This is a genomic window from Variovorax sp. efr-133-TYG-130 (assembly GCF_030208835.1).
Taxonomy (GTDB): domain Bacteria; phylum Pseudomonadota; class Gammaproteobacteria; order Burkholderiales; family Burkholderiaceae_C; genus Variovorax.
Genome location: NZ_JARVTD010000003.1, coordinates 1 through 22,945, shown reverse-complemented (window position 1 = coordinate 22,945; position 22,945 = coordinate 1). Strand labels below are relative to the sequence as shown.

Annotated in this window: 22 protein-coding genes; 14 read left to right on the top strand and 8 right to left on the bottom strand. The window is 67.5% G+C overall.

Annotation, left to right across the window (positions count from 1 at the left end; genetic code table 11):
- Positions 1-140: 140 nt before the first annotated feature.
- The 11 genes from QRN67_RS02195 (at position 141) to QRN67_RS02145 (ending at position 12,539) form a co-directional block, all read left to right on the top strand.
- Positions 141-1,145: a BMP family protein gene (locus QRN67_RS02195; RefSeq protein WP_081265877.1), complete on the top strand. Its 1,005-nt coding sequence runs from the start codon at positions 141-143 to the stop codon at positions 1,143-1,145.
- A 16-nt stretch (positions 1,146-1,161) separates the two neighbouring features.
- The gene (locus tag QRN67_RS02190) at positions 1,162-3,990 is read left to right on the top strand and encodes a polysaccharide deacetylase family protein (protein WP_285410179.1); all 2,829 of its coding nucleotides are present in this window, start codon (positions 1,162-1,164) and stop codon (positions 3,988-3,990) included.
- A complete protein-coding gene (locus QRN67_RS02185; protein WP_285410178.1) occupies positions 3,990-4,958 on the top strand; it encodes a 5'-methylthioadenosine/S-adenosylhomocysteine nucleosidase in 969 nt (322 codons plus the stop codon). The genes QRN67_RS02190 and QRN67_RS02185 overlap by 1 nt, the downstream gene beginning before the upstream one ends.
- A gap of 44 nt (positions 4,959-5,002) precedes the next feature.
- Positions 5,003-5,701 (top strand): alpha/beta fold hydrolase, encoded by a 699-nt coding sequence (locus tag QRN67_RS02180; RefSeq protein WP_285410177.1) that lies wholly within the window; start codon positions 5,003-5,005, stop codon positions 5,699-5,701.
- Positions 5,698-7,305 (top strand): ABC transporter ATP-binding protein, encoded by a 1,608-nt coding sequence (locus QRN67_RS02175; RefSeq protein WP_285410176.1) that lies wholly within the window; start codon positions 5,698-5,700, stop codon positions 7,303-7,305. The genes QRN67_RS02180 and QRN67_RS02175 overlap by 4 nt, the downstream gene beginning before the upstream one ends.
- Complete coding sequence (locus tag QRN67_RS02170; protein ID WP_172839934.1) at positions 7,305-8,369, top strand: ABC transporter permease; 1,065 nt, start codon at positions 7,305-7,307, stop codon at positions 8,367-8,369. The genes QRN67_RS02175 and QRN67_RS02170 overlap by 1 nt, the downstream gene beginning before the upstream one ends.
- A 133-nt stretch (positions 8,370-8,502) precedes the next feature.
- On the top strand, positions 8,503-9,426 hold the full coding sequence (locus QRN67_RS02165) for an ABC transporter permease (protein WP_198086576.1): 924 nt from the start codon (positions 8,503-8,505) through the stop codon (positions 9,424-9,426).
- 2 nt (positions 9,427-9,428) lie between these two features.
- Entirely contained in the window at positions 9,429-9,887 is a 459-nt protein-coding gene (locus QRN67_RS02160; protein ID WP_285410173.1) for a hypothetical protein, read from the top strand.
- A 9-nt stretch (positions 9,888-9,896) separates the two neighbouring features.
- Positions 9,897-10,370, top strand: coding sequence for a hypothetical protein (locus QRN67_RS02155; RefSeq protein WP_285410172.1), 474 nt, complete (start codon positions 9,897-9,899; stop codon positions 10,368-10,370).
- 28 nt (positions 10,371-10,398) lie between these two features.
- The gene (locus QRN67_RS02150) at positions 10,399-11,679 is read left to right on the top strand and encodes an amidohydrolase family protein (RefSeq protein ID WP_285410171.1); all 1,281 of its coding nucleotides are present in this window, start codon (positions 10,399-10,401) and stop codon (positions 11,677-11,679) included.
- A gap of 14 nt (positions 11,680-11,693) precedes the next feature.
- Positions 11,694-12,539 (top strand): alpha/beta hydrolase, encoded by an 846-nt coding sequence (locus QRN67_RS02145; protein WP_285410169.1) that lies wholly within the window; start codon positions 11,694-11,696, stop codon positions 12,537-12,539.
- Here QRN67_RS02145 and QRN67_RS02140 read toward each other — a convergent pair.
- The 7 genes from QRN67_RS02140 to icd form a co-directional block, all read right to left on the bottom strand.
- Positions 12,492-13,088, bottom strand: coding sequence for a GNAT family N-acetyltransferase (locus tag QRN67_RS02140; protein WP_285410168.1), 597 nt, complete (start codon positions 13,086-13,088; stop codon positions 12,492-12,494). The two genes, QRN67_RS02145 and QRN67_RS02140, sit on opposite strands and share 48 nt — an antisense overlap.
- A 73-nt stretch (positions 13,089-13,161) precedes the next feature.
- Positions 13,162-13,890 (bottom strand): CatB-related O-acetyltransferase, encoded by a 729-nt coding sequence (locus QRN67_RS33290; RefSeq protein WP_081270362.1) that lies wholly within the window; start codon positions 13,888-13,890, stop codon positions 13,162-13,164.
- 41 nt (positions 13,891-13,931) lie between these two features.
- Positions 13,932-15,371 carry an exodeoxyribonuclease I gene (sbcB, locus tag QRN67_RS02130; protein WP_285410167.1) on the bottom strand — a complete coding sequence of 480 codons (1,440 nt, stop codon included), beginning with the start codon at positions 15,369-15,371 and terminating at the stop codon, positions 13,932-13,934.
- Positions 15,372-16,817 (bottom strand): cardiolipin synthase, encoded by a 1,446-nt coding sequence (gene cls, locus QRN67_RS02125; protein ID WP_285410166.1) that lies wholly within the window; start codon positions 16,815-16,817, stop codon positions 15,372-15,374. It abuts the gene before it with no gap.
- A gap of 115 nt (positions 16,818-16,932) precedes the next feature.
- Positions 16,933-19,254 carry an ATP-dependent Clp protease ATP-binding subunit ClpA gene (gene clpA / locus QRN67_RS02120; protein WP_106934672.1) on the bottom strand — a complete coding sequence of 774 codons (2,322 nt, stop codon included), beginning with the start codon at positions 19,252-19,254 and terminating at the stop codon, positions 16,933-16,935.
- Positions 19,255-19,321: 67 nt separating this feature from the next.
- Positions 19,322-19,681, bottom strand: a complete 360-nt coding sequence (gene clpS, locus QRN67_RS02115; protein ID WP_042674481.1) for an ATP-dependent Clp protease adapter ClpS — start codon at positions 19,679-19,681, stop codon at positions 19,322-19,324.
- 242 nt (positions 19,682-19,923) lie between these two features.
- Positions 19,924-21,183 carry an NADP-dependent isocitrate dehydrogenase gene (icd, locus tag QRN67_RS02110; RefSeq protein WP_081270366.1) on the bottom strand — a complete coding sequence of 420 codons (1,260 nt, stop codon included), beginning with the start codon at positions 21,181-21,183 and terminating at the stop codon, positions 19,924-19,926.
- A 220-nt stretch (positions 21,184-21,403) separates the two neighbouring features.
- On the opposite strand from icd, the gene QRN67_RS02105 reads away from it, so the two are divergent.
- The 3 genes from QRN67_RS02105 (at position 21,404) to QRN67_RS02095 (ending at position 22,633) form a co-directional block, all read left to right on the top strand.
- On the top strand, positions 21,404-21,727 hold the full coding sequence (locus tag QRN67_RS02105; protein ID WP_081270367.1) for a cell envelope biogenesis protein TolA: 324 nt from the start codon (positions 21,404-21,406) through the stop codon (positions 21,725-21,727).
- Between the two features lie 154 nt (positions 21,728-21,881).
- A complete protein-coding gene (locus tag QRN67_RS02100) occupies positions 21,882-22,073 on the top strand; it encodes a hypothetical protein (RefSeq protein ID WP_081270368.1) in 192 nt (63 codons plus the stop codon).
- 101 nt (positions 22,074-22,174) lie between these two features.
- Positions 22,175-22,633, top strand: a complete 459-nt coding sequence (locus QRN67_RS02095; RefSeq protein ID WP_106934673.1) for a DUF192 domain-containing protein — start codon at positions 22,175-22,177, stop codon at positions 22,631-22,633.
- Positions 22,634-22,703: 70 nt separating this feature from the next.
- On the opposite strand, the gene QRN67_RS02090 is transcribed toward QRN67_RS02095, so the two are convergent.
- A partial coding sequence (locus QRN67_RS02090; protein ID WP_285410161.1) for a Fe-Mn family superoxide dismutase occupies positions 22,704-22,945 on the bottom strand: 242 nt, incomplete at its 5' end.

Genomic DNA, 22,945 nt, shown 5'->3' with positions numbered 1-22,945 from the left:
CTTCGCGCACTTCGTGTCGCTTCGCCTTCCCCCTACCGGGGGCAACACCTGAGGTCCGGCGGAGCCGGTTCCTCGGTGTTCTGGCTAGGAAGGCGCGGTTTTTGCGAGCCTAAGATTTCCATAACTCGAGGAGAAGCATCGTGGCAGCACGCCGTCAATTGATCATCCGTTCCGTCGCCATTGCCGCCGCGCTCGCGGCAGGCGCTCCGGGCCTTGCGCTCGCGCAGCAGGCCAAGCTGAAAGTGGCCGCGGTGTACACCGTGCCTTTCGAGCAGCAATGGGTGGGCCGCATCCACAAGGCGCTGAAGGCGGCCGAGGCGCGCGGCGAGATCGAGTACAAGGCCACCGAGAACGTCAGCAACGCCGACTACGAGCGCGTGATGCGCGAGTACGCCACCGGCGGCAACCAGCTGATCCTGGGCGAGGTGTTCGGCGTGGAAGCGGCGGCGCGCAAGGTCGCCAAGGACTTTCCCAAGGTCGCCTTCCTGATGGGCTCGTCGCTCAAGCCGCAGGCGCCCAATTTCAGCGTGTTCGACAACTACATCCAGGAGCCCGCCTACCTGAGCGGCATGGTGGCCGGCGGCATGACCAAGACCAACCGCATCGGAATGGTCGGCGGCTTCCCGATTCCCGAAGTGAACCGGCTGATGAACGCTTTCATGGCGGGCGCCAAGGAAACCAACCCGAAGGTCGAGTTCAGCGTGAGCTTCATCAACAGCTGGTTCGACCCGCCGAAGGCCAAGGAAGCCGCCTTCGCCATGATCGACAAGGGCGCGGACGTGATGTACGCCGAGCGCTTCGGTGTCTCCGACGCAGCCAAGGAAAAGGGCAAGCTCGCCATCGGCAACGTGATCGACACGCAGAGCCAGTACCCCGACACGGTGGTCGCCTCGGCACTGTGGAACTTCGAGCCCGCGGCCGATCGCGCGATCAAGCTGGTCAAGGAAGGCAAGTTCGCGGCCGAGGACTACGGCGTGTACGCGCAGATGAAGCACAAGGGCTCCGAGCTCGCGCCGCTCGGCACCTTCGAGAAGAAAGTGCCGGCCGACATCATCGCCAAGGTGAAGGCCAAGCAGGCCGATATCCTCGCGGGCAAGTTCACCGTGAAGGTGGACGACGGCCAACCCAAGTCCACAGCCAAGTAAACGCCTCCAAGTGCTCATGAATCCTGCGCGATGGCGCACCGCAATCCGGGGCGTGGCGGTTGCGGCGCTGGCCGTCGCCGGACTGGCCGCCTGCCAGCCTGAATCCGCCGGCACGGCGGCGCCCGCGTCGCCCGCGGTGGCCGCACCCGCCGCTCCCGCTGCCGCCGCGGCGCCCCCGCCGGCCTCCGCCGTCCCCGCAGGCATTCCGGCGGCGCTGCAGGAGCGCGCCGACGCCCTGCTCGCCGCCCACCGGCAGATGATCGTGCTGATGACCGGCGAGCGCACGCTCGACGCGGCCGAGAAGCGCGCGGTGGGCGCGGTCGGGCAACTGCTGTTCCACGACATGCAGGAGCGCCAGCAGGCGCTCATCGCGCAGGCGGGCGAGATGGCCGACCCGGCCACCGTGCCGGCGCTGAACGCGCTGCTGGACCGCATCGAAAGCGAACCCAGCTGGTTCGACGCCGACCGCCTCGCGTTCAAGGAATTCCTCACCGAGCTGAGCACGCGCTACGCCCAGGCGCAGTCGCTGCCCGGCCTCAAGCTCGGCCGCCGCGCCAGCGAAGACCTGGCCGTGCTCGCAGAGATCGAACAGGCCTACGACCGCGAGCTGAAAGACGTGTTCGGCCGCTTCGCGCAGCGCGGCATCGAGCCCAGGCGCGAGAAGTGGTCCGACTACGTGGCCAAGCTGCAGGGCCTGTATTCGCGCGAGAAGATCCTGAAGGACTTCGGCGCCATCGTCCCCTACACGCAGGCAACCCAGCCCGCCGGCACCGGCGCCAAGGAGAAGGAAGGCGCCGACACCCGGGAGATCTTCGGCACCTCGCTGCCGCCCAGGACCGTGGTGCTGACCTTCGACGACGGCCCGCATGCCAGGCACACCGACGAGATCCTGGAGATCCTCAAGCGCTACGACGCGCCCGCCATCTTCTTCGAGCTGGGCCGCAACCTCGGCAAGCTCGACGCGCAGGGCAAGGCGCAACTGGGCGCCAACGGCGCGGTGGCCAAGCGCGTGCTGGCCGCCGGCCACGTGCTCGCCAACCACAGCTTCAGCCACGGCGTGATGGCCAAGATGAGCGACGACACGGTGCGCACCGAGGCCTCCGAGACCGAGGCCCTGCTCGACGCCACCGGCCGCCCGCAGTCCACCCTGTTCCGCTTTCCCTACGGCGCGCGCAACGAAGACAAGCTGAGCACGGTCGAGGCGCTCAAGCTGCGCTCGATGCTCTGGACCGTCGACTCCATGGACTGGGCCGACCCGGTGCCCAAGTCGATCGCCGACCGCGTGCTGGCCGAGGTCGACAAGGCCAAGCGCGGCGTGATCCTGTTCCACGACATCCAGGGCCGCACCGTGCAGGCCCTGCCCACGGTGCTCGACCAGCTGGTGGCCGACGGCTACCGCTTCGCCACCTGGCGCGACGGCAAGTTCGTCGTCAACGCGGCCAAGCGGCCCGCGCCGGACGACGGCGTGGCGGCCGCCGGCAGCGGCGACACCCTCTACCGCGACAGCCACGCACTGGTGATCGGCATCGACAAGTACGCCAAGTGGCCCGGCCTGCACCACGCCGTGCCCGACGCCAGGTCGATGGAGCAACTGCTCGTCACCCGCTTCGGCTTCAAGCCCGAGAACGTCACCTCGCTGTACGACGGCGAGGCCACGCGCGCCAACATCCTGCGCGTGCTGAACGACAAGCTGGCCGACACCAAGCGCGTGAAGCGCGACGACCGCGTGCTGGTGTTCTTCGCCGGCCACGGCAGCACCCGCAAGCTCGCGAGCGGGCGCGACGTGGGCTACATCATCCCGGTCGATGCGGCGCTGGACGACCTGGCCTCCGACGCCATCTCGATGCCGCAGCTGCAGGAGGTGGCCGAGGCGCTGTCGGCCAAGCACGTGCTGTTCATGGTGGACGCCTGCTATTCGGGCCTGGGCCTCACGCGCGGCGGTGCGCCGCGCGGCAGCAAGAACTTCCTGAGCGACAACGCGCGCCGCGTCGGCCGCCAGATGATCACCGCCGGCGGCGCCGACCAGCAGGTGGCCGACGACGGCCCCGGCGGGCATTCGGTCTTCACGTGGACCGTGCTGCAGGCGCTGTCGGGCAAGGCCGACCTGAACGGCGACGGCGTCATCACCGGCACCGAGCTTGCTGCCTACGTGGCGCCGGCGGTGTCGGCCATCGCGCGGCAGACGCCGGCGTTCGGCAGCCTGCCGGGCTCGGAGGGCGGCGAGTTCGTGTTCGAGCTGCCCACCGAGCGCGAGGGCCTGAGCGGCGACATCGTGCAGCTCGACCCGGCCGCCAGCCAGGTCAACAAACGCATCGACGAGGCCAACGAGCAGGCCGTGCACACCGCGGCGGCCACACCCAAGACCGGCCCCGCTGCCATCGAGGTGGTGGTGAAGAACCTCGAAGGCGCCGACGCCAGGCTGACCATGCCGGCCGCGGCACCGGTGTCGCCGCGCGTGGCCGCCCAGCGCGCCAACGACCGCGGCCTGCAGCTGTACCGCGAGCGCCGCTACGACGAAGCCGAAGCCGCCTTCACCGAGGCGCTGAAGCTGCAGCCGCGCTTTGCGCTGGCGGCCAACAACCTGGGCTTCGTGTACTTCAAGCGCGGCAAGCCTGTGGAGGCCGCGCGCTGGTTCGAGCAGGCCATCGAGATGGACGGCAGCCGCGCCCTCGCCTACCTGAACCTGGGCGATGCCTACCTGCAATCGGGCAACGACGCCAAGGCGCTGGCTGCGTACACCACCTTCGTCGGCCTGGCGCCGAAGCACGCGCGCGTCGCGTCGCTGCAAGCCTGGATCGCCACGCCCGACGCCGCGCACCGCCCGCAACTACCGACGAACTCATGATGAAGAACCACACATCCTCCCTGCTGCGGCGCCTGCGCGCGCCCGTGCTGGCCGCCACGCTCGGGATGCTGCTGGCGGGCTGCGCCGGCGTCTACAAATCCGGCGCGGTCAGCATCAACAGCGGCACGCGGCTGGACGACACGCCGCGCATCGCGGTGCTGTCGGCCTTCGAGCCCGAGCTGAAGCTGCTGCTGACCCGGCTGCAGGGCCCGGTGAAGCACAGCGTGAACGGCGTGGAGTTCACCACCGGCACGCTCGAAGGCAAGCCCGTGGTGCTGTTCCTGTCGGGCATCAGCATGACGAACGCGACCATGAACACGCAGCTGGTGCTCAACCGCTTTCGCATCACCAACATCGTGTTCAGCGGCATCGCGGGCGGCGTGAACCCGCAGCTGCACGTGGGCGACGTGACCGTGCCCGCACAGTGGGGCCAGTACCTCGAAGTGCTGATGGCGCGCGAGACCGCGCCGGGCAAGTACAGCGCGCCGCCGTTCATCACCGACGCCACGCTGCCCAACTTCGGGATGATGTTCCCGCGCCCGGTCGAGGTGCGCTCGGCAGCCAACCCGCAGATCGTGCGCAAGTTCTGGTTCGAGGCCGACCCGAAGATGCTCGAGGTGGCGCGCAGCATCCGCAACGTCGACCTGGCGAACTGCGGCGCCGGCAAGTGCCTGCCGCGCAAGCCGCAACTGGTGGTGGGCGGCAACGGCGTGTCGGGCCAGGCCTTCATGGACAACAAGGCCTACCGCGAATACACCTACAGGACCTTCCAGGCCAACGTGCTCGACATGGAAACCGCCGCCGTGGGCATGGTCGCCTACAGCAACGGCGTGCCCTTCATCGCCTTCCGCTCGCTCAGCGACCTCGCGGGCGGCGGCGACGGCGAGAACGAAATGGGCACCTTCATGAGCATCGCGGCGGACAACTCCGCCAAGGTGATGCTGGCGTTCCTGGCCGCGTGGAAGTGACGGCGGCGCCCGCTGGTTCCATCCGCCTTGTTCTGCTTCCGGGCATGGACGGCACCGGCGAGCTGTTCGAGCCCCTGGCCCAGGCCATGGGACGGCAACAAGACGCCATCGACGTGGTGCGCTACCCCGGCACCGAGCCGCTGGGCTATGACGAACTCGAACGGCTTGTGCGCGCGCGGCTCCCCGCCGGCCAGCCCTTCGTGCTGCTGGGCGAATCCTTCTCCGGCCCGCTCGCCATCTCCATTGCGGCGACGCCGCCGCCGGGACTGCGCGGGCTGATCCTTTGCTGCAGCTTTGCCCGCAGCCCCAAGCCGGGGCTGGCGCTGCTGCGTGGCGGCCTGCTCGAACTGTCGATGATGTTCATGCACTCCGGCCTGATGCGCGGCCCCATGCGCCGTATGCTGCTGGGCCGCTTTGCCACGCCGCGCCTTTGCGCCTTGCTGCAGGGTTCGCTGCGGCAGGTGTCGACCGCCGTCATGACGCGCCGCATGAGGGAAGTGCAGCGCGTGAACGTGGTCGACAGGCTCGCGCAGGTGCGCGTGCCGGTGATGTACCTGCAGGCCATCGAGGACCGCATCGTTCCCGGCCAGGCCGCCCGTACCATCCAGCGCGCGCTGTCGGGCCTTCGCATCGTCCGGCTGGAAGGCCCGCACGGCCTGCTGCAGGCCGCGCCCGTCGCTGCCGCCCAGGCCATCGAAAACTTTTGCCGCGAGCTCGGCAGCCCCGAGCCCGCCATCCCATGAACCCTCTTGTGCTCCGGCTCACTGGCATCACCAAGCGCTTCGGCGCCCTGGTGGCCAACGACGCCATTTCCCTCGACCTGCAGGCCGGCGAAGTGCTCGCGCTGCTCGGCGAGAACGGCGCGGGCAAGTCGACGCTGATGTCGATCCTGTTCGGCCACTACGTCGCCGACGAAGGCGGCATCGAAGTGTTCGGCGCGCCGCTGCCGCCGGGCAACCCCAAGGCCGCGCTGGCCGCCGGCGTGGGCATGGTGCACCAGCACTTCACGCTGGCCGACAACCTCAGCGTGCTCGACAACGTGATGATGGGCACCGAGCCGCTGTGGCGACCGGTGTCGCGCCGGGCGGCCGCGCGCGCCAGGCTGCTCGAGGTGGCGCAGCGCTTCGGCCTGCCGGTGCAGCCGGACGCGAAGATCGGCAGCCTGTCGGTCGGCGAGCGCCAGCGGGTGGAGATTCTCAAGGCGCTGTACCGCGGCGCGCGCATCCTGATCCTCGACGAGCCGACCGCCGTGCTCACGCCCCAGGAAAGCGAGGCGCTGTTCGCCACGCTGGCGCAGATGGTGGCGCAGGGCCTGTCGGTCATCTTCATCAGCCACAAGCTCGGCGAGGTGCTGCGCGTGTCGCACCGCGTGGCGGTGCTGCGCGGCGGCAAGCTGGTGGCGCAGGCGCGCACGGTCGACACCACGCAGGCGCAGCTCGCGCTGTGGATGGTGGGCCATGCGGTCGAAGCGCCGCAGCGCCGGCCTGCCAAGTCGGTGGGCGACGCGGTCTGCGTGCTCGACCATGTGAGCACCGCCGCCGGCAAGGACGGCGGGCAGGACCATTCGGCCGGCCTTCGCGAGGTGTCGCTGACGCTGCGCGCCGGCGAAATCACTGCCATCGCGGGCGTGTCCGGCAACGGGCAGGTCGCGCTGGCCGAGCTGCTGTGCGGCACGCGCCGGATTTCGTCCGGCTCCGCGCAGCTGATGGGCCGCGCCTTGCCGCCCTCGCCTGCCCGGCTGGTGCAGCGCGGCGTCGCGCGCATTCCCGAGGACCGGCACGCGGTAGGCGTCGTCGGCGACCTGCCGGTGTGGGAAAACGCAGTGTCGGAGCGGCTGCGCAGCCCGGTGTTCTCGCGCTGGTCTTTCATCGTGAAGCGCGCCGCCGCGCGGCTGCATGCGCGGCGCATAGAAAAGGCGTTCGACGTGCGCGGCGCCGGGCTGATGGCGCCGGCCCGCTCGCTCTCCGGCGGGAACATGCAGAAGCTGATCCTGGGCCGCGCCCTGCTCTCGCCCGAGCAGCCCGAAACGGCCAAGGGCGACGACAACAGGAAGTATCCGAACCGCGCGCCGCGCCTCATCGTCGCGCACCAGCCGACCTGGGGCCTGGACATCGGCGCGGTCGCCTATGTGCAGCAGCAGCTCATCGCCGCGCGCGACGCCGGCGCTGCCGTGCTGGTGATTTCGGACGACCTCGACGAAGTGCTGGCGCTCGGCGACCGGGTGGCCGTGATGCACGGCGGCCATCTGGGCGAAGCGCGCCCCGCCGCCGCATGGACGCGCGAGGCCATCGGCCTGGCCATGGCCGGCGCAACCACGGCGCCGCGGCGCAACGGAGCGTCCTCATGATGCGGCTCGAGAAACGCCACCAGGCCTCCCGCGCCGCGCTGGTGCTCGCACCCGTGGGCGCGGTCGTGTTCACCATGCTCGTCAGCGCACTGCTGGTGCTGTGGGCCGGCGCGCCGGTCGGCCGCACCTATGCGCTGCTGCTGCAGGGCGGTTTCGGCTCGGTGTTCGCATGGAGCGAAACGCTGACGCGCGCCATTCCGCTGATCCTCACCGGGCTGGCGGCCACGGTCGCCTTCAAGGCGCGGCTCTTCAACATCGGCGCCGAGGGGCAGCTCTACGCGGGTGCGCTGGCCGCCGTCGCCGTGGGCGGCATGCATGGCGGCACGGGCTTCGAGCTGTCGCCCTGGCTGCTGTTCCCGCTGATGATGCTGGCCGCCGCCGTGGCCGGCGCGCTGATGCTGCTGGGCCCGGCGCTCATGAAGAACAAGCTGGGCGTGGACGAGGTCGTGACCACGCTGCTGATCAATTTCATCGTGCTGCTGGGCGTGTCTGCGCTGCTCGACGGGCCGATGAAAGACCCGACCGCCATGGGCTGGCCGCAGAGCGTGTCGCTGCAGTCCGACCTGGAGCTGGGCAAGCTGGTCGCGCAGACGCGGGTGCACACCGGGCTCTTGTGGGCGGTGTCGCTCGCGGTGATGGTGTGGGCCGTCTTCAAGTACACGGTGCTTGGGTTCGACATCCGCGCGGTGGGCGCCAATGCGCGCGCCGCCGCCTTCGCGGGCGTGCCGGTGACGCGCACCGTGGTCATGGTGGCACTGCTTTCCGGCGCGCTGGCCGGGCTGGCGGGCGCCATCGAGGTGGCGGGCCGCACCAGCTACGTCACGCTCGACATGTCGCCGGGCTACGGCTACACCGGCATCGTGATCGCCATGCTGGCCGGCCTCCACCCGCTGGGCGTGATCGCGGCCGGCGTGTTCGTGGCGGGCGTGCTGGTGGGGGCCGACACCATGAGCCGCGCCGTGGGCGTGCCGACCTATATCGCCGACGTGATCGTCGCGGCCTCGCTGATCGCGGTGCTGGTGGCGACCTTGCTGACGCAGTACCGGGTGAGGATGAAGAAATGAACTTGGCCCTGGCTTCTTCTTTCTTGCTCCTTCCCCCGCTGGGGGAAGGCCGGGATGGGGGCATCGGCCGCCCCTGCGAGCGCCGCCTGCCCCCACCCCAGCCCTCCCCCGGAAGGGGAGGGAGAAACACGCAATGACCGACCTGCTCGACATCCTCGCCAACCCCGCCTTCTGGGTCGCGGTGCTGCGCATCGCCACCCCGCTGATCCTCGGCACGCTCGGCGTGCTGCTGTGCGAGCGCGCGGGCGTGCTCAACCTCGGCATCGAAGGGATCATGGTCGCCGGCGCCTTCACCGGCTGGCTCGCGGTGTATGCCGGCGCGCCGCTGTGGGTGGGCGTCGGCGTGGCCGCGCTCACCGGCATGGTGTTCGGCCTGCTGCATGCCTTTCTGACCGTGGGACTCGCGCTTTCGCAGCACGTGTCGGGGCTGGGCATCACGCTGCTGGCGACCGCGCTCAGCTACTTCGGCTACCGCGTGAGCTTTCCCAAGGTGAACACGCCGCCGACCATCACGCCCTTCGCGCCGATGGACTGGCTGCCGGTGCCCATCCTCAACGCGCAGACCGCGCTCACGCTGTTCGCGCTGCTGCTGGTGCCGGTGGTGGGCTGGGTGCTTTACCGCACGCCGCTCGGGCTGGCGCTGCGCATGGCCGGCGAGAACCCGCAGGCGGCCGAGAGCCAGGGCGTGTCGGTCGCGGCCACGCGCACCGGCGCCATCGTCGCCGGCTCGGCGCTGATGGGCATGGCGGGCTCCTTCCTTACGCTGTCGGCCTTCAATGCCTTCTTCTTCAACATGGTCAACGGGCGCGGCTGGATCTGCGTGGCACTGGTGGTGTTCGCCTCGTGGCGGCCGGGCAAGGCACTGCTGGGCGCGCTGCTGTTCGCGTTCTTCGACGCGCTGCAGTTGCGGCTGCAACAATCGGGCGATGCCGTGCTGCCCTACCAGCTGTACCTGATGCTGCCGTACCTGCTGTCGATCCTGGCGCTGGTGCTGGTGGCACGCAAGGCCAGCTATCCGCAGGCACTGATGAAGCCCTACCGCAAAGGGGAACGTTGACGATGAACGCGCCTTCCGCCATTCGAGCCCGGTTGCTCGCCGCCCTGCTGGCCGCGTGCGGCGGCGGCGCGCAAGCGCTGGGAGCAGACATCACCTACGAGAATTTCAAGACGCCCGACGCGGTCAACTGGGTGCAGCTGTGCGGCACCTGGGACAACGACCACCGGGGCGTGTACCGGGTGATCCACGCCGAGCAGTTCGCGCAGTCGTTCCTGTACGTGCAATGGATGAAACGCGACGCCGAAGGCAGCCTGCAGGCCGCGCACACCGTGTCCATTGCGGAACTCGACAACGACCATGCGGAGATCGGCCTGTCGGAGCTCACCTGCCGGGCCACGCCGCGCGGCATCGTGGTGACGGCAAAGGCCAGTTCGGGGCACGACGACAAGCTGCGCCGCGTGACCATCGAGGTCGGGCCCAGGCCGGGGCAGTATCTGTTCCGGGCGCAGCGCACCCGCTAGGCCCGGCCCATGACGCCGCCCCTGGCACTCGACGCCGCGACCGGCCGCATCGAAGCCTTCGGAGCCGTCATCGACGCGGACAGCCGTGCAGACGATCTTCCACCCCTTTTCCTGAAGACCTGGCAGATGGTGACCGTGGAAGGCCGGCAGGTGGAATGCGTGTTCGCCACTGCCGGCGACACGACTACCGACCGGAAGGCCATCGAACTGACCCTTCGCTTCGAGCAGGAACAACTGGCCAGCGCCTTCATCACGCTCACGCCGCATCGCCACCGCAGCCTGGATTCGGAAGCCTTCCATGCCAGCGCCGACGAGCGCTACCGTTTTCACGAGCGCTGGCTGGCATCGGCCGGCGTACCGCGCCAGCCGGCCACGTTTTACTGGGGCGAAACCGGCGTGGCGCGCGACCGCAGCGAAAACGTGCACATCTATCTTCACTGGACGCCGCGGCGCGTGCCTGGAGAAAGCGGCGACGGAAAATAGCCCCGATCGATTCAAAAAGGCCCCCACGATGCTCGACCTCCTCATCACCAACGCCACCCTCCCCGACGGCCGCACCGGCATGTCGATCGCCGTGCTGGACGGCTGCATCGCCGAAGTCACCGAGGGCCTGGACGCTCCCGCGCACGAGAAGCTCGATGCGCAGGGCATGCTGCTCGCGCCGCATTTCGTCGATCCGCATTTCCATATGGACGCCACGCTGAGCTACGGCCTGCCGCGCGTCAACCAGAGCGGCACGCTGCTCGAAGGCATTGCGCTCTGGGGCGAACTGAAGCCGCTGCTCACGGCGGAGGCGCTGATCGAGCGCGCGCTGGCCTACTGCGACTGGGCCGTGGCCAAGGGGCTGCTGGCGGTGCGCTCGCATGTGGACACCAGCGACCCGAGCCTGCTCGCGGTCGATGCATTGCTGGAGGTCAAGCGCCAAGTGGCGCCCTACCTCGATCTGCAACTGGTGGCCTTCCCGCAGGACGGCGTGCTGCGCTCGCCCGGCGGCGTCGAGAACCTGGAGCGCGCGCTCGACAAGGGCGTGGACGTGGTCGGCGGCATTCCCCATTTCGAGCGCACCATGGCCGACGGCGCCGCCAGCGTGAAGCTGCTGTGCGAAATGGCGGCCGAGCGCGGCAAGCTGGTCGACATGCATTGCGACGAGTCCGACGACCCGCTGTCGCGCCACATCGAGACGCTGGCCTTCGAGGCGCAGCGCTTGGGCATGCAAGGCCGCGTGACGGGCTCGCACTGCACCTCGATGCACTCGATGGACAACTACTACGTGAGCAAGCTGCTGCCGCTGATCGCGCAGAGCGGCGTGGCAGTCATCTCCAATCCGCTGATCAACATCACGCTGCAGGGCCGCCACGACAGCTACCCCAAGCGCCGCGGCATGACGCGCGTGCCCGAGCTGATGGCCGCCGGCGTGAACGTCGCCTTCGGCCACGACTGCGTGATGGACCCGTGGTACGGCATGGGTTCGGGCGACATGCTCGAGGTGGCGCACATGGGCCTGCACGTGGCGCAGATGACCAGCCAGGCTGGCATCCGCCAGTGCTTCGAGGCGGTGACGACGAATGCGGCGCGCGTGATGCACCTGCAGGGCTACGGCATCGAGGCCGGCTGCGACGCGAGCTTCGTGCTGCTGCAGGCGCGCGACCCGGTCGAGGCCATCCGCCTGCGCGCCACGCGGCTCAAGGTATTCCGCAAGGGCCGGCTGGTGGCGCAGACGCCGGCCGCCACCGCCACGCTGCATCTGCCGGGGCGCGGCGGCGAGACCGGCTGGATGATCCCGAAAGCCTGATCGGGCGCTTTCCCATGAAGCGCTTTCTGCCGTACTGCATCGCCTGGTTGCTGGCACTGGCGCTTGCCCCCGCATTGGCGCAGCCCGACGTTCGCCGCCTGGCCGACCTGCCCGACGGCCCCGACGCGGCGCAGCGCATGGACGTGTACCTGCCGCCGAACGCGCACGGTGCGCCGGTGCTCGTGATGGTCCACGGCGGCGCCTGGATGTTCGGCAAGAAAGACGCCGCCTCGGTGGTGGATCTCAAGGTCGATCACTGGGTGCGTGCGCAGGGCTACATCCTGGTGTCGGTGGCCTACCGCTTCGTGCCGCAGGTCGATGTGATGCAGCAGGCGCAGGACGTGGCGCGTGCGGTGGCCGCGGTGCAAGCCGGCGCGGCTTCTTGGGGCGGCGACGCGGGCCGGCTCGTGCTCATGGGGCATTCGGCGGGCGCGCACCTGGTCGCACTGCTGAGCGCATCGCCCGGCATCGCGCGGCAACAGGGCGCGCAGCCCTGGCTGGGCGCTATCGCGCTCGACAGCGCCGCGCTCGACACCGCGGCCCTGATGCAGCGGCGCCACCTGCCCTTCTACGACCGCGTGTTCGGCAGCGACCCGGCCTTCTGGCGCAGCGTGTCGCCGACCGATGCGCTGGCGCCCGGCGCGCCGCCGATGCTGCTGGTGTGCTCGACGCAACGCCGCGACGGCTCCTGCACGCAAGCCGCTCAGTTCGCCGCACGCGTCACGGCCACGGGCGGACGCGCGCAGGTGCTACCTGAAGACCTGTCGCACGCGCAGATCAACGCCGAACTCGGCCTGCCCGGCGCCTACACCTCAGCGGTGGACGCCTTCATTGCCTCGGTCGACCGGCGGCCCCGCTGAGGCGGGCGGCGCCAGGTCGCACCACATGTGGACCTTGCCGAGCAGTTCGCCATCGACGTCGATGGCCAGCGGCTCCACGCCGAAGGTGCGGAAGCCGCAGTCTTCGTAGAGTTTCTGCGCCGCGTCGTTGCCTTCGGTGACGGTGAGCTGCACCAGCCGCAGGCCGTCGCGGGCCCGCGCGTGGTCGAGCAAGGCGAGCACCAGCCGTCGGCCGAAGCCCGAACGGCGCGCCGACGCGGCCACGGTCATGCCGAACAAGGTGGCCTTGTGGCGCTCCCGGTTTCGCACGCCGAAGGCGAGCCCCGCCGCGCCTGCCAGCATGCCGGTGTCGTCGAATGCACCGTAGACCACGCTGGCCTCCGTCGCATCAGCAATGGCGCCGAGCCGCTCTTCCCACCAGCTCAGCGGCAGGCCTTCGCGCTCTTCAACGGTGGAAGTGAAGGCGCTGGGGTGACTGGCATAGGCATCCAGCATCACGGCACGGTAGGCCACCGCATCGGAGACCGTGAGCCGGCGAACGAGGTTTCTATCTTTGCCGGAAGCGGACACAGACGGATTGCCTTTCATGCAGCACCACGCGCTTCGACGGCTCGCGCTCCCACTTCGCCCGCTGCGCCGCGCATCACTCCACCCGCACCACGAGCGGCCGCGCCTGGCCTTCCTCGGCCGGGGTGCCGTGCTCCAGCACGCGCCAGCCCGGGCTCCACCGCACCACCCGCCCTTCGGCAACTGCGGCTTCGAGCAAGGTCTGCGCCTCTTCGGGCTTGCGCCAGTCGAGCGTGAGGTGGCGCAGGTCCCAGTCCCACCACGGGCAGGCCTGGATGCGCTCGATGAGCGCGTCGGAAAAGCGGCGGCGGATCATGCGCGCGGGCACACCGCCCATCACGGCGAACGGCGGCACGTCCTTGGTCACGACCGAGCCCGCTCCGATGATCGCGCCGTCGCCGATGGTCAGGCCGCTCTTCATGCTCACGCGCGAGCCGATCCACACGTCGTTGCCGATCACCGTCCGTTCGAGCTGCGGGTACTCGTGCGTGGACACGTGGCTGAACGGCGGCGGAAAGAACGGCTGGTGCGACACCGGGTGCGTCGTCAGCCAGTCCGACGGGTGCTGGGTCAGCACGTTCAGGTTGTCGCCGACCGAGCAGTAGCGCCCCATGCGGAACTGGTGCAGCTGCACCAGCGGCGCGACGTAGGAGTAAGCCCCCATCGACACGCCGTGGGTATGCACGTTCACGAACAGCCGCACCGGCGGCTCGAAGCGAAACGGCAGCGCCACCATCGCGCCGGTGGCGAGGAACAGGCCGTATTCCTCCAGGGCGGTAGACAGCTCGGGATTGATTTGCAGCATGGTTCGTTCGTTCTTCCGTTCGATCGGCCTGCGGGCCTCGGTCAGGCTTCCGGCGCGATCGCCTCTGCGTATTCGTAGAGGGCGCCGAGGATCTCCTCGCCGCGCTCGTCTGCGTTCTCGGAGAGCGCATCGACCTCGCTGAACAGCATCTCGATGGTGCGCGCCCCGCCCTCGCCCTTGAAGAGCTTTGCCACGCGCAGGGCTTCCCAGCGCTCGTTCTCTTCTTCGCTCAGCAGCTCGGGCCAGTTTCGCGCGCGGTAGCGGAACAGGATCTCGTCGAGCCGGCCGTCGTCGAAGCCGGTGCGGTCCTTGGCCAGCTCCTCGGGCGACAGGCTGCGCAGCTGGTTCAGGCGGCGGCGGTCTGCATTGCCGACGAAACCGCCGTAGAGGTCTTCGTCGACATCGGGCGTGTCTTCCTTCGGGCGGGCATAGACCTTCGACCAGATGGCGCTCATGTCGGGCAGGTCGCGCGCGATGGCGGCGTGGCGCATGGCTGCATCGAGGTCGACTCCCCAGCGCTCGGCCATGGCCGGCGCCAGCGTGCGCAGGTTGCCGACCACCATCGGCGACTTGTTCAGGTGGATGCCCTTCACGGGCAGGCGCACCACGCCCTCGGGCAGGTCGGCCGTGCGGGTGAACAGGCGCAGGCGCAGCGTGTCGGCGTCGATGTCGCGCAGCTCGCTCGGGTCGTGGGCCAGGTCCCAGGCCAGCAGTTCGTTCTTGTTGGTCGGGTGGCTCGCCAGCGGCCACATCACGGCCATGCAGCCGCGCTCGACCGGGAACATGCCCGAGACGTGCAGGAAGGGCTTGGCGGTCTCGCGCATGGCGGGCAGCCCCAACTCGACGGCCACGCGGTCTTTCTTGTGCAGGCCGAAGGCGAAGTCGAACAGCTTGGGCTGCCTGTCGCGGATCAGCCGCGCCAATGCGATGGTGGCGCGCACGTCGGAGAGCGCATCGTGCGCCGACTCGTGCAGCAGGCCGTTGGCGCGCGCCAGGTCTTCGAGCTTGAAGCTGGGCTTGCCGTCTTCCTTCTTCGGCCATTCGATGCCGTCGGGGCGCAGCGCGTAGGTGAGGCGCACCACGTCGAGCAGGTCCCAGCGGCCGCAATCGTTCTGCCATTCGCGCGCATAGGGGTCGATCAGGTTGCGCCAGAACAGGAATCGCGTGACCTCGTCGTCGAAACGGATGGTGTTGTAGCCGACGCCGATGGTGCCCGGCTGCGAGAAGGCGCGCTCGATGTGGCCGGCGAATTCATGCTCGGGAATGCCGCGCTCCAGGCACACCTGCGGCGTGATGCCGGTGATCAGGCAGGCCTCGGGGCTGGGCAGGTAGTCCGGCGCGGGCTTGCAATAGAGCATCAGCGGCTCGCCGACTTCGTTGAGCTCGGCATCGGTGCGGATGGCCGCGAACTGCGAGGGGCGGTCGCGGCGCGGCACCGCGCCGAAGGTTTCGTAGTCGTGCCAGAGAAAGGTGTGGTTCATTCAGAGCAAGGGTGAAAACAGGCGCGCAATCGCATCGCCGAGGCGGCGCCAGAAGCCCAGGCGCCGGTTGGCGCGCACCGCGCCGGAACTGTGCAGGTCGGTCTCGAATTGCGCCGCCAGCGGGCCGGCCAGTTCCGGACCATAGACCACGGCGCAGACCTCGAAGTTGAGCCGGAAGCTGCGGTTGTCGAAATTCGCGGTGCCGATCATCGCGCAATGGTCGTCGACCACCAAGGTCTTGGAATGCAGCATGCGGGCCTTGTACTCCCACACCTTCACGCCGGCGGCGATGAGCTCGTCGAAATAGGAGCGCGCGGCGGCGCTCACGATGGCCGAGTCGCTGCGGCGCGGCACCAGCAGGCGCACGTCGACGCCGCGCAGCGCGGCGCTGGTGAGCGCCATGAGCGCGGGCTCGCCGGGAACGAAATACGGCGTGGTCAGCCAGGCCCGGTGCGTGGCCGAATGGATGGCTTCGACGTGCATGCGGTGGATGGCTTCGAGCGCGTTGTCGGGGCCGCTGGTGACGATCTGGACGGGAATGTTGCCGGCCTCGAGCTGCGGGAGCATCGCGTCCAAGGCGTCGTCCATGCCGCGCGGGTCTTCGCCGGTGGCGTAGGTCCAGTCCTCGAGGAAGGTGGTCTGCAGCCAGCGCACCGCGCTGCCCTCGATGCGCAGGTGCACGTCGTGGTAGGCGTCGGGGTTGGTGCGCTTGTCTTCCTCGTCGGTGATGTTCACGCCGCCCGTGAAGCCGACCCGGCCGTCGCACACCACGATCTTGCGGTGGGTGCGGTAGTTGGTCACCGGGCGCAGGCGGCGGCCGATCTTGGTGTCGTGGAACAGCGCCACCTTCACGCCGGCCTCGTGCAGCGGCGCCATGAACTTGCGGCCGATGCGCTTGGAGCCGAGCGCATCGATCAGCAGGCGCACCGTCACGCCCTGCCTTGCGCGCTCGACCAGCAGGTCGCGCAGCGCGGTGCCGATCCTGTCGGGCTCGAAGATGTAGTACTCGAGGTGGATGTGGTTCCGAGCTGCACGCACCGCCTCGAAGATCGCGTCGAAGGTCCGCGCGCCGCCCGAGAGCAGCTCGACGCCGGCCGCGCTCGACACCGGCAGGCCGCAGGTGGCCATGCCCAGCCTGGCCATCTGCTGCAGCGCGGGCGGCGCATTGTGTGCCGCGTCGCGCAGCCGGGCCACATCAGCCTGGGCGGAGGCGCCGGCGCGGCTGCGCAGGCGCTTGAGCCGCTGCTTGCGCAGGCGCTGCGGCCCGAGGAAGTAATAGACGACGAAGCCCGCGAACGGCAGCAGCGCCAGCGACAGGATCCAGCTCATGGTGGACACCGGCGCGCGCTTCTGCATCACGATCCAGACCGACAGCACGGCGATGTAGCCGCTCCATGCGAGGGAGAGGCCGGTTTTCCATTCGGGACTGAGGACGGGGAGGATCAAGGCTTCAAACGGTGGATGGATGCACGCGCCCAAAGAAAAAGGCCGGCAGCGCGATGCTACCGGCCTTTGGAGGCTGTTCCGTGGCCTCGTCGGCCACGGATTGCCTGCTGGGGTGTCAGCCTGCGGCGGTTTCCTCGGCCTCGGGCTTCGACTTGCCTTCCTTCTTGGGGAGCGGCTGGATGTCGAGCAGCACTTCGTCCTTGTCGTCGAGGTCGACTTCGAGGCGGCCACCGTCGGTCAGGCGACCGAAGAGCAGCTCGTCTGCCAGCGCACGACGGATCGTGTCCTGGATCAGGCGCTGCATCGGGCGGGCGCCCATCAGCGGATCGAAGCCCTTCTTCGCCAGGTGCTTGCGCAGCTTGTCGCTGAACGTGACTTCCACCTTCTTCTCGCTGAGCTGGGTTTCCAGCTGCAGCAGGAACTTGTCGACCACGCGCAGGATGATGTTCTCGTCCAGTGCCTTGAAGTTGACGATGGCGTCCAGCCGGTTGCGGAACTCGGGCGAGAACAGGCGCTTGATGTCGCCCATTTCGTCGCCCGCCTGGCGCGGGTTGGTGAAGCCGATGGTCGCCTTGTTCATGGTCTCGGCACCCGCGTTCGTCGTCATGATGATGATGACGTTGCGGAAGTCGGCCTTGCGTCCGTTGTTGTCCGTCAGCGTGCCGTGGTCCATGACCTGCAGCAGCACGTTGAAGATGTCCGGGTGCGCCTTCTCGATTTCGTCGAGCAGCAGCACAGCGTGCGGCTTCTTCGTGACGGCCTCGGTCAGCAGGCCGCCCTGGTCGAAACCGACGTAGCCCGGAGGCGCGCCGATCAGGCGGCTCACCGCATGGCGCTCCATGTACTCCGACATGTCGAAGCGGATCAGCTCGATGCCCATGATGTAGGCGAGCTGCTTCGCGGCTTCGGTCTTGCCGACGCCCGTGGGGCCGGAGAACAGGAACGAGCCGATCGGCTTGTCGCCCTTGCCCAGGCCCGAACGCGCCATCTTGACCGCCGAGGCGAGCACTTCGAGCGCCTTGTCCTGGCCGAACACCACGCTCTTGAGGTCGCGCTCGATGGTCTGCAGCTTGCTGCGGTCGTCGTTGCTGACGTTGGCCGGGGGAATGCGCGCGATCTTCGCCACGATTTCCTCGACTTCCGTCTTGCTGATGGTCTTCTTGCGCTTGCTCGGCGGCAGGATGCGCTGGGCGGCACCGGCTTCGTCGATGACGTCGATCGCCTTGTCGGGCAGGTGACGGTCATTGATGTACTTGGCGCTGAGCTCGGCCGCGGCCTGCAGGGCCGCCACCGCGTACTTCACGCCGTGGTGTTCCTCGAAGCGCGACTTCAGGCCCTTCAGGATGTCGACGGTTTCCTGCACCGACGGTTCGACCACGTCGACCTTCTGGAAGCGACGCGACAGCGCCGCGTCTTTTTCGAAGATGCCGCGGTATTCGGTGAAGGTGGTTGCGCCGATGCACTTGAGCTGTCCGCTGGAGAGCGCCGGCTTGAGCAGGTTCGACGCATCGAGCGTGCCGCCCGAAGCCGCGCCCGCACCGATCAGCGTGTGGATCTCGTCGATGAACAGGATGGCGTTCGGCTTGTCCTTGAGCGACTTGAGCACGCCCTTCAGGCGCTGTTCGAAGTCACCGCGGTACTTGGTGCCGGCCAGCAGCGCGCCCATGTCGAGCGAGAACACGTTCGACTCGGCCAGGATTTCCGGCACGTCGCCCTGCGTGATGCGCCATGCAAGCCCCTCGGCGATGGCGGTCTTGCCCACGCCGGCCTCGCCGACGAGCAGCGGGTTGTTCTTGCGCCGGCGGCACAGGATCTGGATGACGCGCTCGACCTCGTACTCGCGGCCGATCAGCGGGTCGATCTTGCCGTCCTTGGCGAGCTGGTTGAGGTTCTGGGTGAACTGCTCGAGCGGCGATGCCTTCTCGTTGCGTTCGCCGCCGCCCTCTTCGCCCTCGCTCGAAGGCGCTTCGCCCGCGCCCTTGACGGCTTCCGGCGGGTCGCTCTTCTTGATGCCGTGGGCAATGAAGTTGACCACGTCCAGGCGGGTCACGCCCTGCTGGTGGAGGTAGTAGACGGCGTGCGAGTCCTTCTCACCGAAGATCGCGACCAGCACGTTGGCGCCGGTGACTTCCTTCTTGCCGTTGCCGGTGGACTGCACATGCATGATGGCGCGCTGGATGACGCGCTGGAAACCCAGGGTCGGCTGGGTGTCGACATCGTCGGTACCCGCCACCTGTGGCGTGTTGTCCTTGATGAAGTTGGTGAGCGACGCCCGAAGGTCGTCGACGTTGGCCGAGCAGGCGCGCAGAACTTCCGCGGCGCTCGGGTTGTCCAGCAAAGCGAGCAGCAAATGCTCCACGGTGATGAACTCGTGGCGCTGCTGCCGGGCCTCGACGAAGGCCATGTGCAAGCTGACTTCCAGTTCCTGGGCAATCATGTGATTTCCTTTTGCCTTGCTGTAAATAAGTTCTCAGATGGGTTGGAGCTTGCGCAATTCAACAGGTTCACGCAACAGGTTCGCTGACACATTGCAGCGGATGCCCTGCTTGCTGAGCGGCTTCCATCACCTGATTGACCTTGGTGGCCGCCATGTCGCGGGAATAGACCCCACAGACGCCGCGGCCATCGAGGTGGATCTTGAGCATGATCTGGGTCGCGGTTTCGCGGTCCTTGCTGAAGTATTCCTGCAGCACGACGATCACGAACTCCATGGGCGTGTAGTCGTCGTTCAGCATCACCACCTGGTACATCTGGGGCGGCGCTGTTTTCTGCGGCCGGCGCTCCAGGACGACCGAATCTCCGTCATCCCCGGCCGGTTTCTGGGCCGGCGGGGTGCTGGGAGTTTTGGGAATTCTCGTTGCCATGAAAAAGATTCTATAGAGCGTGCAAGCACCGTGCCGGCGCATGAAGACTTGGTGGCGCATATTCGACAAATCAAGGGGCTTGCGCCGTGTGCGACAGCCCGGCAGGCATAAAAAAACGGCGCGCTGCTCGTCTTTCCTGATGTTTCCTGTATATCGCAAAGAAAAAGCCCCTGGATTCCTTTCGAAGATCCAAGGGCCCGACTGCCGTGTGCGCGAGGCCACGGCCAGCGCTTCTTGCGCAATTACATGTTGTCGATCATGACCTGGCCAAAACCGGAGCAGCTCACCTGCGTGGCGCCGTCCATCAGGCGCGCGAAGTCGTAGGTGACCTTCTTGCTGGCGATGGACTTCTCCATCGAGCTGATGATCAGGTCGGCGGCTTCGGTCCAGCCCATGTGGCGCAGCATCATTTCGGCCGAGAGGATCTCGGAACCCGGGTTCACGTAGTCCTTGCCCGCGTACTTGGGCGCAGTGCCGTGCGTGGCCTCGAACATCGCGACGGTGTCGCTCAGGTTCGCACCCGGGGCGATGCCGATGCCGCCGACCTGCGCAGCCAGGGCGTCGGACACGTAGTCGCCGTTGAGGTTGAGCGTGGCAATCACGCTGTACTCCGCGGGGCGCAGAAGGATCTGCTGCAGGAACGCGTCGGCAATGCTGTCCTTGACGGTGATGTCCTTGCCCGTCTTCGGATTCTTGAACTTCATCCACGGACCGCCGTCGATCAGTTCAGCGCCGAACTCCTTGGCGGCGAGGTTGTAGGCCCAGTCACGGAAGCCACCCTCGGTGAACTTCATGATGTTGCCCTTGTGGACGATGGTCACGCTGGGCTTGTCGTTGTCGATGGCGTACTGCAGCGCCTTGCGCACCAGGCGTTCGGTGCCTTCGATCGACACGGGCTTGACGCCGATGCCCGAGGTGTTCGGGAAACGGATCTTCTTGACGCCCATTTCGTCCTGCAGGAACTTGATGAGCTTCCTGGCCTTGTCGCTCTCGGCTTCGAACTCGATGCCCGCATAGATGTCTTCCGAGTTCTCGCGGAAGATCACCATGTTGGTCTTGTGCGGTTCGCGCACCGGGCTGGGCACGCCCTCGAAATAGCGGATGGGGCGCAGGCAGACGTAGAGGTCGAGCTCCTGGCGCAGCGCGACGTTCAGCGAGCGGATGCCGCCGCCGACCGGCGTGGTGAGCGGGCCCTTGATAGAGATGACGTACTCGCGCACGGCCTGCAGCGTTTCTTCGGGCAGCCAGACGTCGGGGCCGTAGACCTTGGTCGACTTCTCGCCGGCGTAGACCTCCATCCAGTGGATCTTCTTCTTGCCGCCGTAGGCCTTGGCCACCGCGGCATCCACTACCTTGAGCATCACCGGCGTGATGTCCAGTCCGGTCCCGTCGCCTTCGATGAAGGGGATGATCGGTTGGTCAGGCACATTGAGGGAGTTGTCAGCATTGACCGAGATCTTCTGGCCTTCGGTCGGGACTTTGATGTGCTGATAGCTGGACATGAGGGGGTTGGGCTCCGGGGGAGTGGCGTAATTTTGACGAGTGTCAGCGAATTCAGACAGCCGTGAGGAATCGCTTACAGGACGTGAACAAATCGCTGTACATTTTAGACGCAACCCATCAGCGAGGGTTTGTCAACCATCAGGCCAATGGCCTCGTTAGTGTCTGACCTTCTGCTCGCCGGGAGGCGTTTCCAATCAATTCTCGAATAGAGGAATCTCAATGAGCAAAATTCTCGCAGTCATGATCGCCGGCCTGTTTGCAGCTGGCGCTTACGCCCAAAACCCGGCTGGCACCACGCCCGAACAAGGGAACGCCACGAACAGCAAGTCGCAGCAACGTGCCGAAGCCAAGAAGGCTGCAAAGCCCGCCGGCCAAGTCAAGGCTGCTGCTGGCGACGAAGCCAAGACCCCCGAAGGCGGCGCCATCGGTGGCGACAAGGCTGCAGCTTCCGGCGAGAAGCGTGCTGAAACCCGCGACCAGCGTCGTCGCAACAAGGACGGCAGCGTCAAGCGCAAGTCGACCCAAGGCGGCACCCCGAAGTAATTCGGCAAGCCCACGAAAAAGGAGCGCTCTTCGGAGCGCTTTTTTTTCGCCCGCATCGGTCTCTTTGCTGTCAACCGCGCGGAACGGCCTTCGTTGAATGTCTACCTTCCGCAGGGAGGGCAATCCAGATCAACGAATTTCAAAGGATATCCTCATGAACAAGCTGCTCGCAGCCCTGGTCGCCGGTCTCTTCGCCGTCGGCGCTTTCGCTCAACAAGCCGAACCCACCACGGCTGCTCCGGCAGCCAAGGTTGCCAAGCATGCTTCCGCCAAGAAGCACGCAGCCAAGAAGCACAAGGTCCGCCACGTCGCCAAGGCCCACACGGCCGCTTCCAAGAAGGTGTAAGCTTTCAAGCTCACCGGCAATGCCCGCATCAGCGGGCATTTTCATTTGCATATCTGGTTGAGGCCGGACCTGCACGGTTCCCGCCCTGAAAGAGTCGTCCGATGTTCCAGCGTCTAGCCGCCCTGCTCCTCGTATCCGCGTCCTTCATGATGACGGCGCATGCCCAGCAGCAACCCCAGACCGATCTGCCGCGCACCCAGTTGTCGGTCGGCCTGTACAAGATCGATGCGCAGATCGCGCAGACCCCCCTGCAGCGCGAGATCGGCTTGATGTTCCGCAAGGAGATGCCGCAAGCCGAAGGCATGATCTTCGTGTTCGAGCAGCCTGCCACGCAGTGCTTCTGGATGCGCAACACGATCCTGCCGCTGACCGCCGCCTTCGTGGCCGACGACGGCCGCATCGTGAACCTGGTCGACATGCAGCCCATGACCGAGAACTCGCACTGCTCTCTGGAGCCGGTGCGCTACGTGCTCGAGATGAATCAAGGCTGGTTCGCCAAGAAGAACATCAAGAAGGGTGCGAAGCTCGGCGGAGAACTGTTCACAGCCAACAAGCGCTGAGTTCTTGCTGGCTTGAGCCCACAAAAAAAGCCGACCCTCGGGTCGGCTTTCTTCATTGCAAGGCCAGGGCTCAGCCGAAGTTCTTCTCGGCGAATTCCCAGTTGGCCAGCTTGGCCAGGAAGGTTTCGACGAACTTCGGGCGCAGGTTGCGGTAGTCGATGTAGTAGGCGTGTTCCCAGACGTCCACCGTCAGCAGCGCGGTGTCCGCGGTGGTCAGCGGCGTGCCGGCGGCGCCGGTGTTCACGATGTCCACCGAACCGTCGGCCTTCTTCACCAGCCAGGTCCAGCCCGAGCCGAAGTTGCCCACGGCCG

Excerpts from the sequence above, each read along its gene's own strand:
- QRN67_RS02190 (WP_285410179.1), top strand. The coding sequence starts at position 1,162 with ATGAATCCTGCGCGATGGCGCACCGCAATCCGGGGCGTGGCGGTTGCG.
- QRN67_RS02185 (WP_285410178.1), top strand. The coding sequence starts at position 3,990 with ATGAAGAACCACACATCCTCCCTGCTGCGGCGCCTGCGCGCGCCCGTG.
- QRN67_RS02180 (WP_285410177.1), top strand. The coding sequence starts at position 5,003 with ATGGACGGCACCGGCGAGCTGTTCGAGCCCCTGGCCCAGGCCATGGGA.
- QRN67_RS02175 (WP_285410176.1), top strand. The coding sequence starts at position 5,698 with ATGAACCCTCTTGTGCTCCGGCTCACTGGCATCACCAAGCGCTTCGGC.
- QRN67_RS02170 (WP_172839934.1), top strand. The coding sequence starts at position 7,305 with ATGCGGCTCGAGAAACGCCACCAGGCCTCCCGCGCCGCGCTGGTGCTC.
- QRN67_RS02165 (WP_198086576.1), top strand. The coding sequence starts at position 8,503 with ATGACCGACCTGCTCGACATCCTCGCCAACCCCGCCTTCTGGGTCGCG.
- QRN67_RS02160 (WP_285410173.1), top strand. The coding sequence starts at position 9,429 with ATGAACGCGCCTTCCGCCATTCGAGCCCGGTTGCTCGCCGCCCTGCTG.
- QRN67_RS02155 (WP_285410172.1), top strand. The coding sequence starts at position 9,897 with ATGACGCCGCCCCTGGCACTCGACGCCGCGACCGGCCGCATCGAAGCC.
- QRN67_RS02150 (WP_285410171.1), top strand. The coding sequence starts at position 10,399 with ATGCTCGACCTCCTCATCACCAACGCCACCCTCCCCGACGGCCGCACC.
- QRN67_RS02145 (WP_285410169.1), top strand. The coding sequence starts at position 11,694 with ATGAAGCGCTTTCTGCCGTACTGCATCGCCTGGTTGCTGGCACTGGCG.
- QRN67_RS33290 (WP_081270362.1), bottom strand. The coding sequence starts at position 13,890 with ATGCTGCAAATCAATCCCGAGCTGTCTACCGCCCTGGAGGAATACGGC.
- sbcB (WP_285410167.1), bottom strand. The coding sequence starts at position 15,371 with ATGAACCACACCTTTCTCTGGCACGACTACGAAACCTTCGGCGCGGTG.
- clpA (WP_106934672.1), bottom strand. The coding sequence starts at position 19,254 with ATGATTGCCCAGGAACTGGAAGTCAGCTTGCACATGGCCTTCGTCGAG.
- clpS (WP_042674481.1), bottom strand. The coding sequence starts at position 19,681 with ATGGCAACGAGAATTCCCAAAACTCCCAGCACCCCGCCGGCCCAGAAA.
- icd (WP_081270366.1), bottom strand. The coding sequence starts at position 21,183 with ATGTCCAGCTATCAGCACATCAAAGTCCCGACCGAAGGCCAGAAGATC.
- QRN67_RS02105 (WP_081270367.1), top strand. The coding sequence starts at position 21,404 with ATGAGCAAAATTCTCGCAGTCATGATCGCCGGCCTGTTTGCAGCTGGC.
- QRN67_RS02100 (WP_081270368.1), top strand. The coding sequence starts at position 21,882 with ATGAACAAGCTGCTCGCAGCCCTGGTCGCCGGTCTCTTCGCCGTCGGC.
- QRN67_RS02095 (WP_106934673.1), top strand. The coding sequence starts at position 22,175 with ATGTTCCAGCGTCTAGCCGCCCTGCTCCTCGTATCCGCGTCCTTCATG.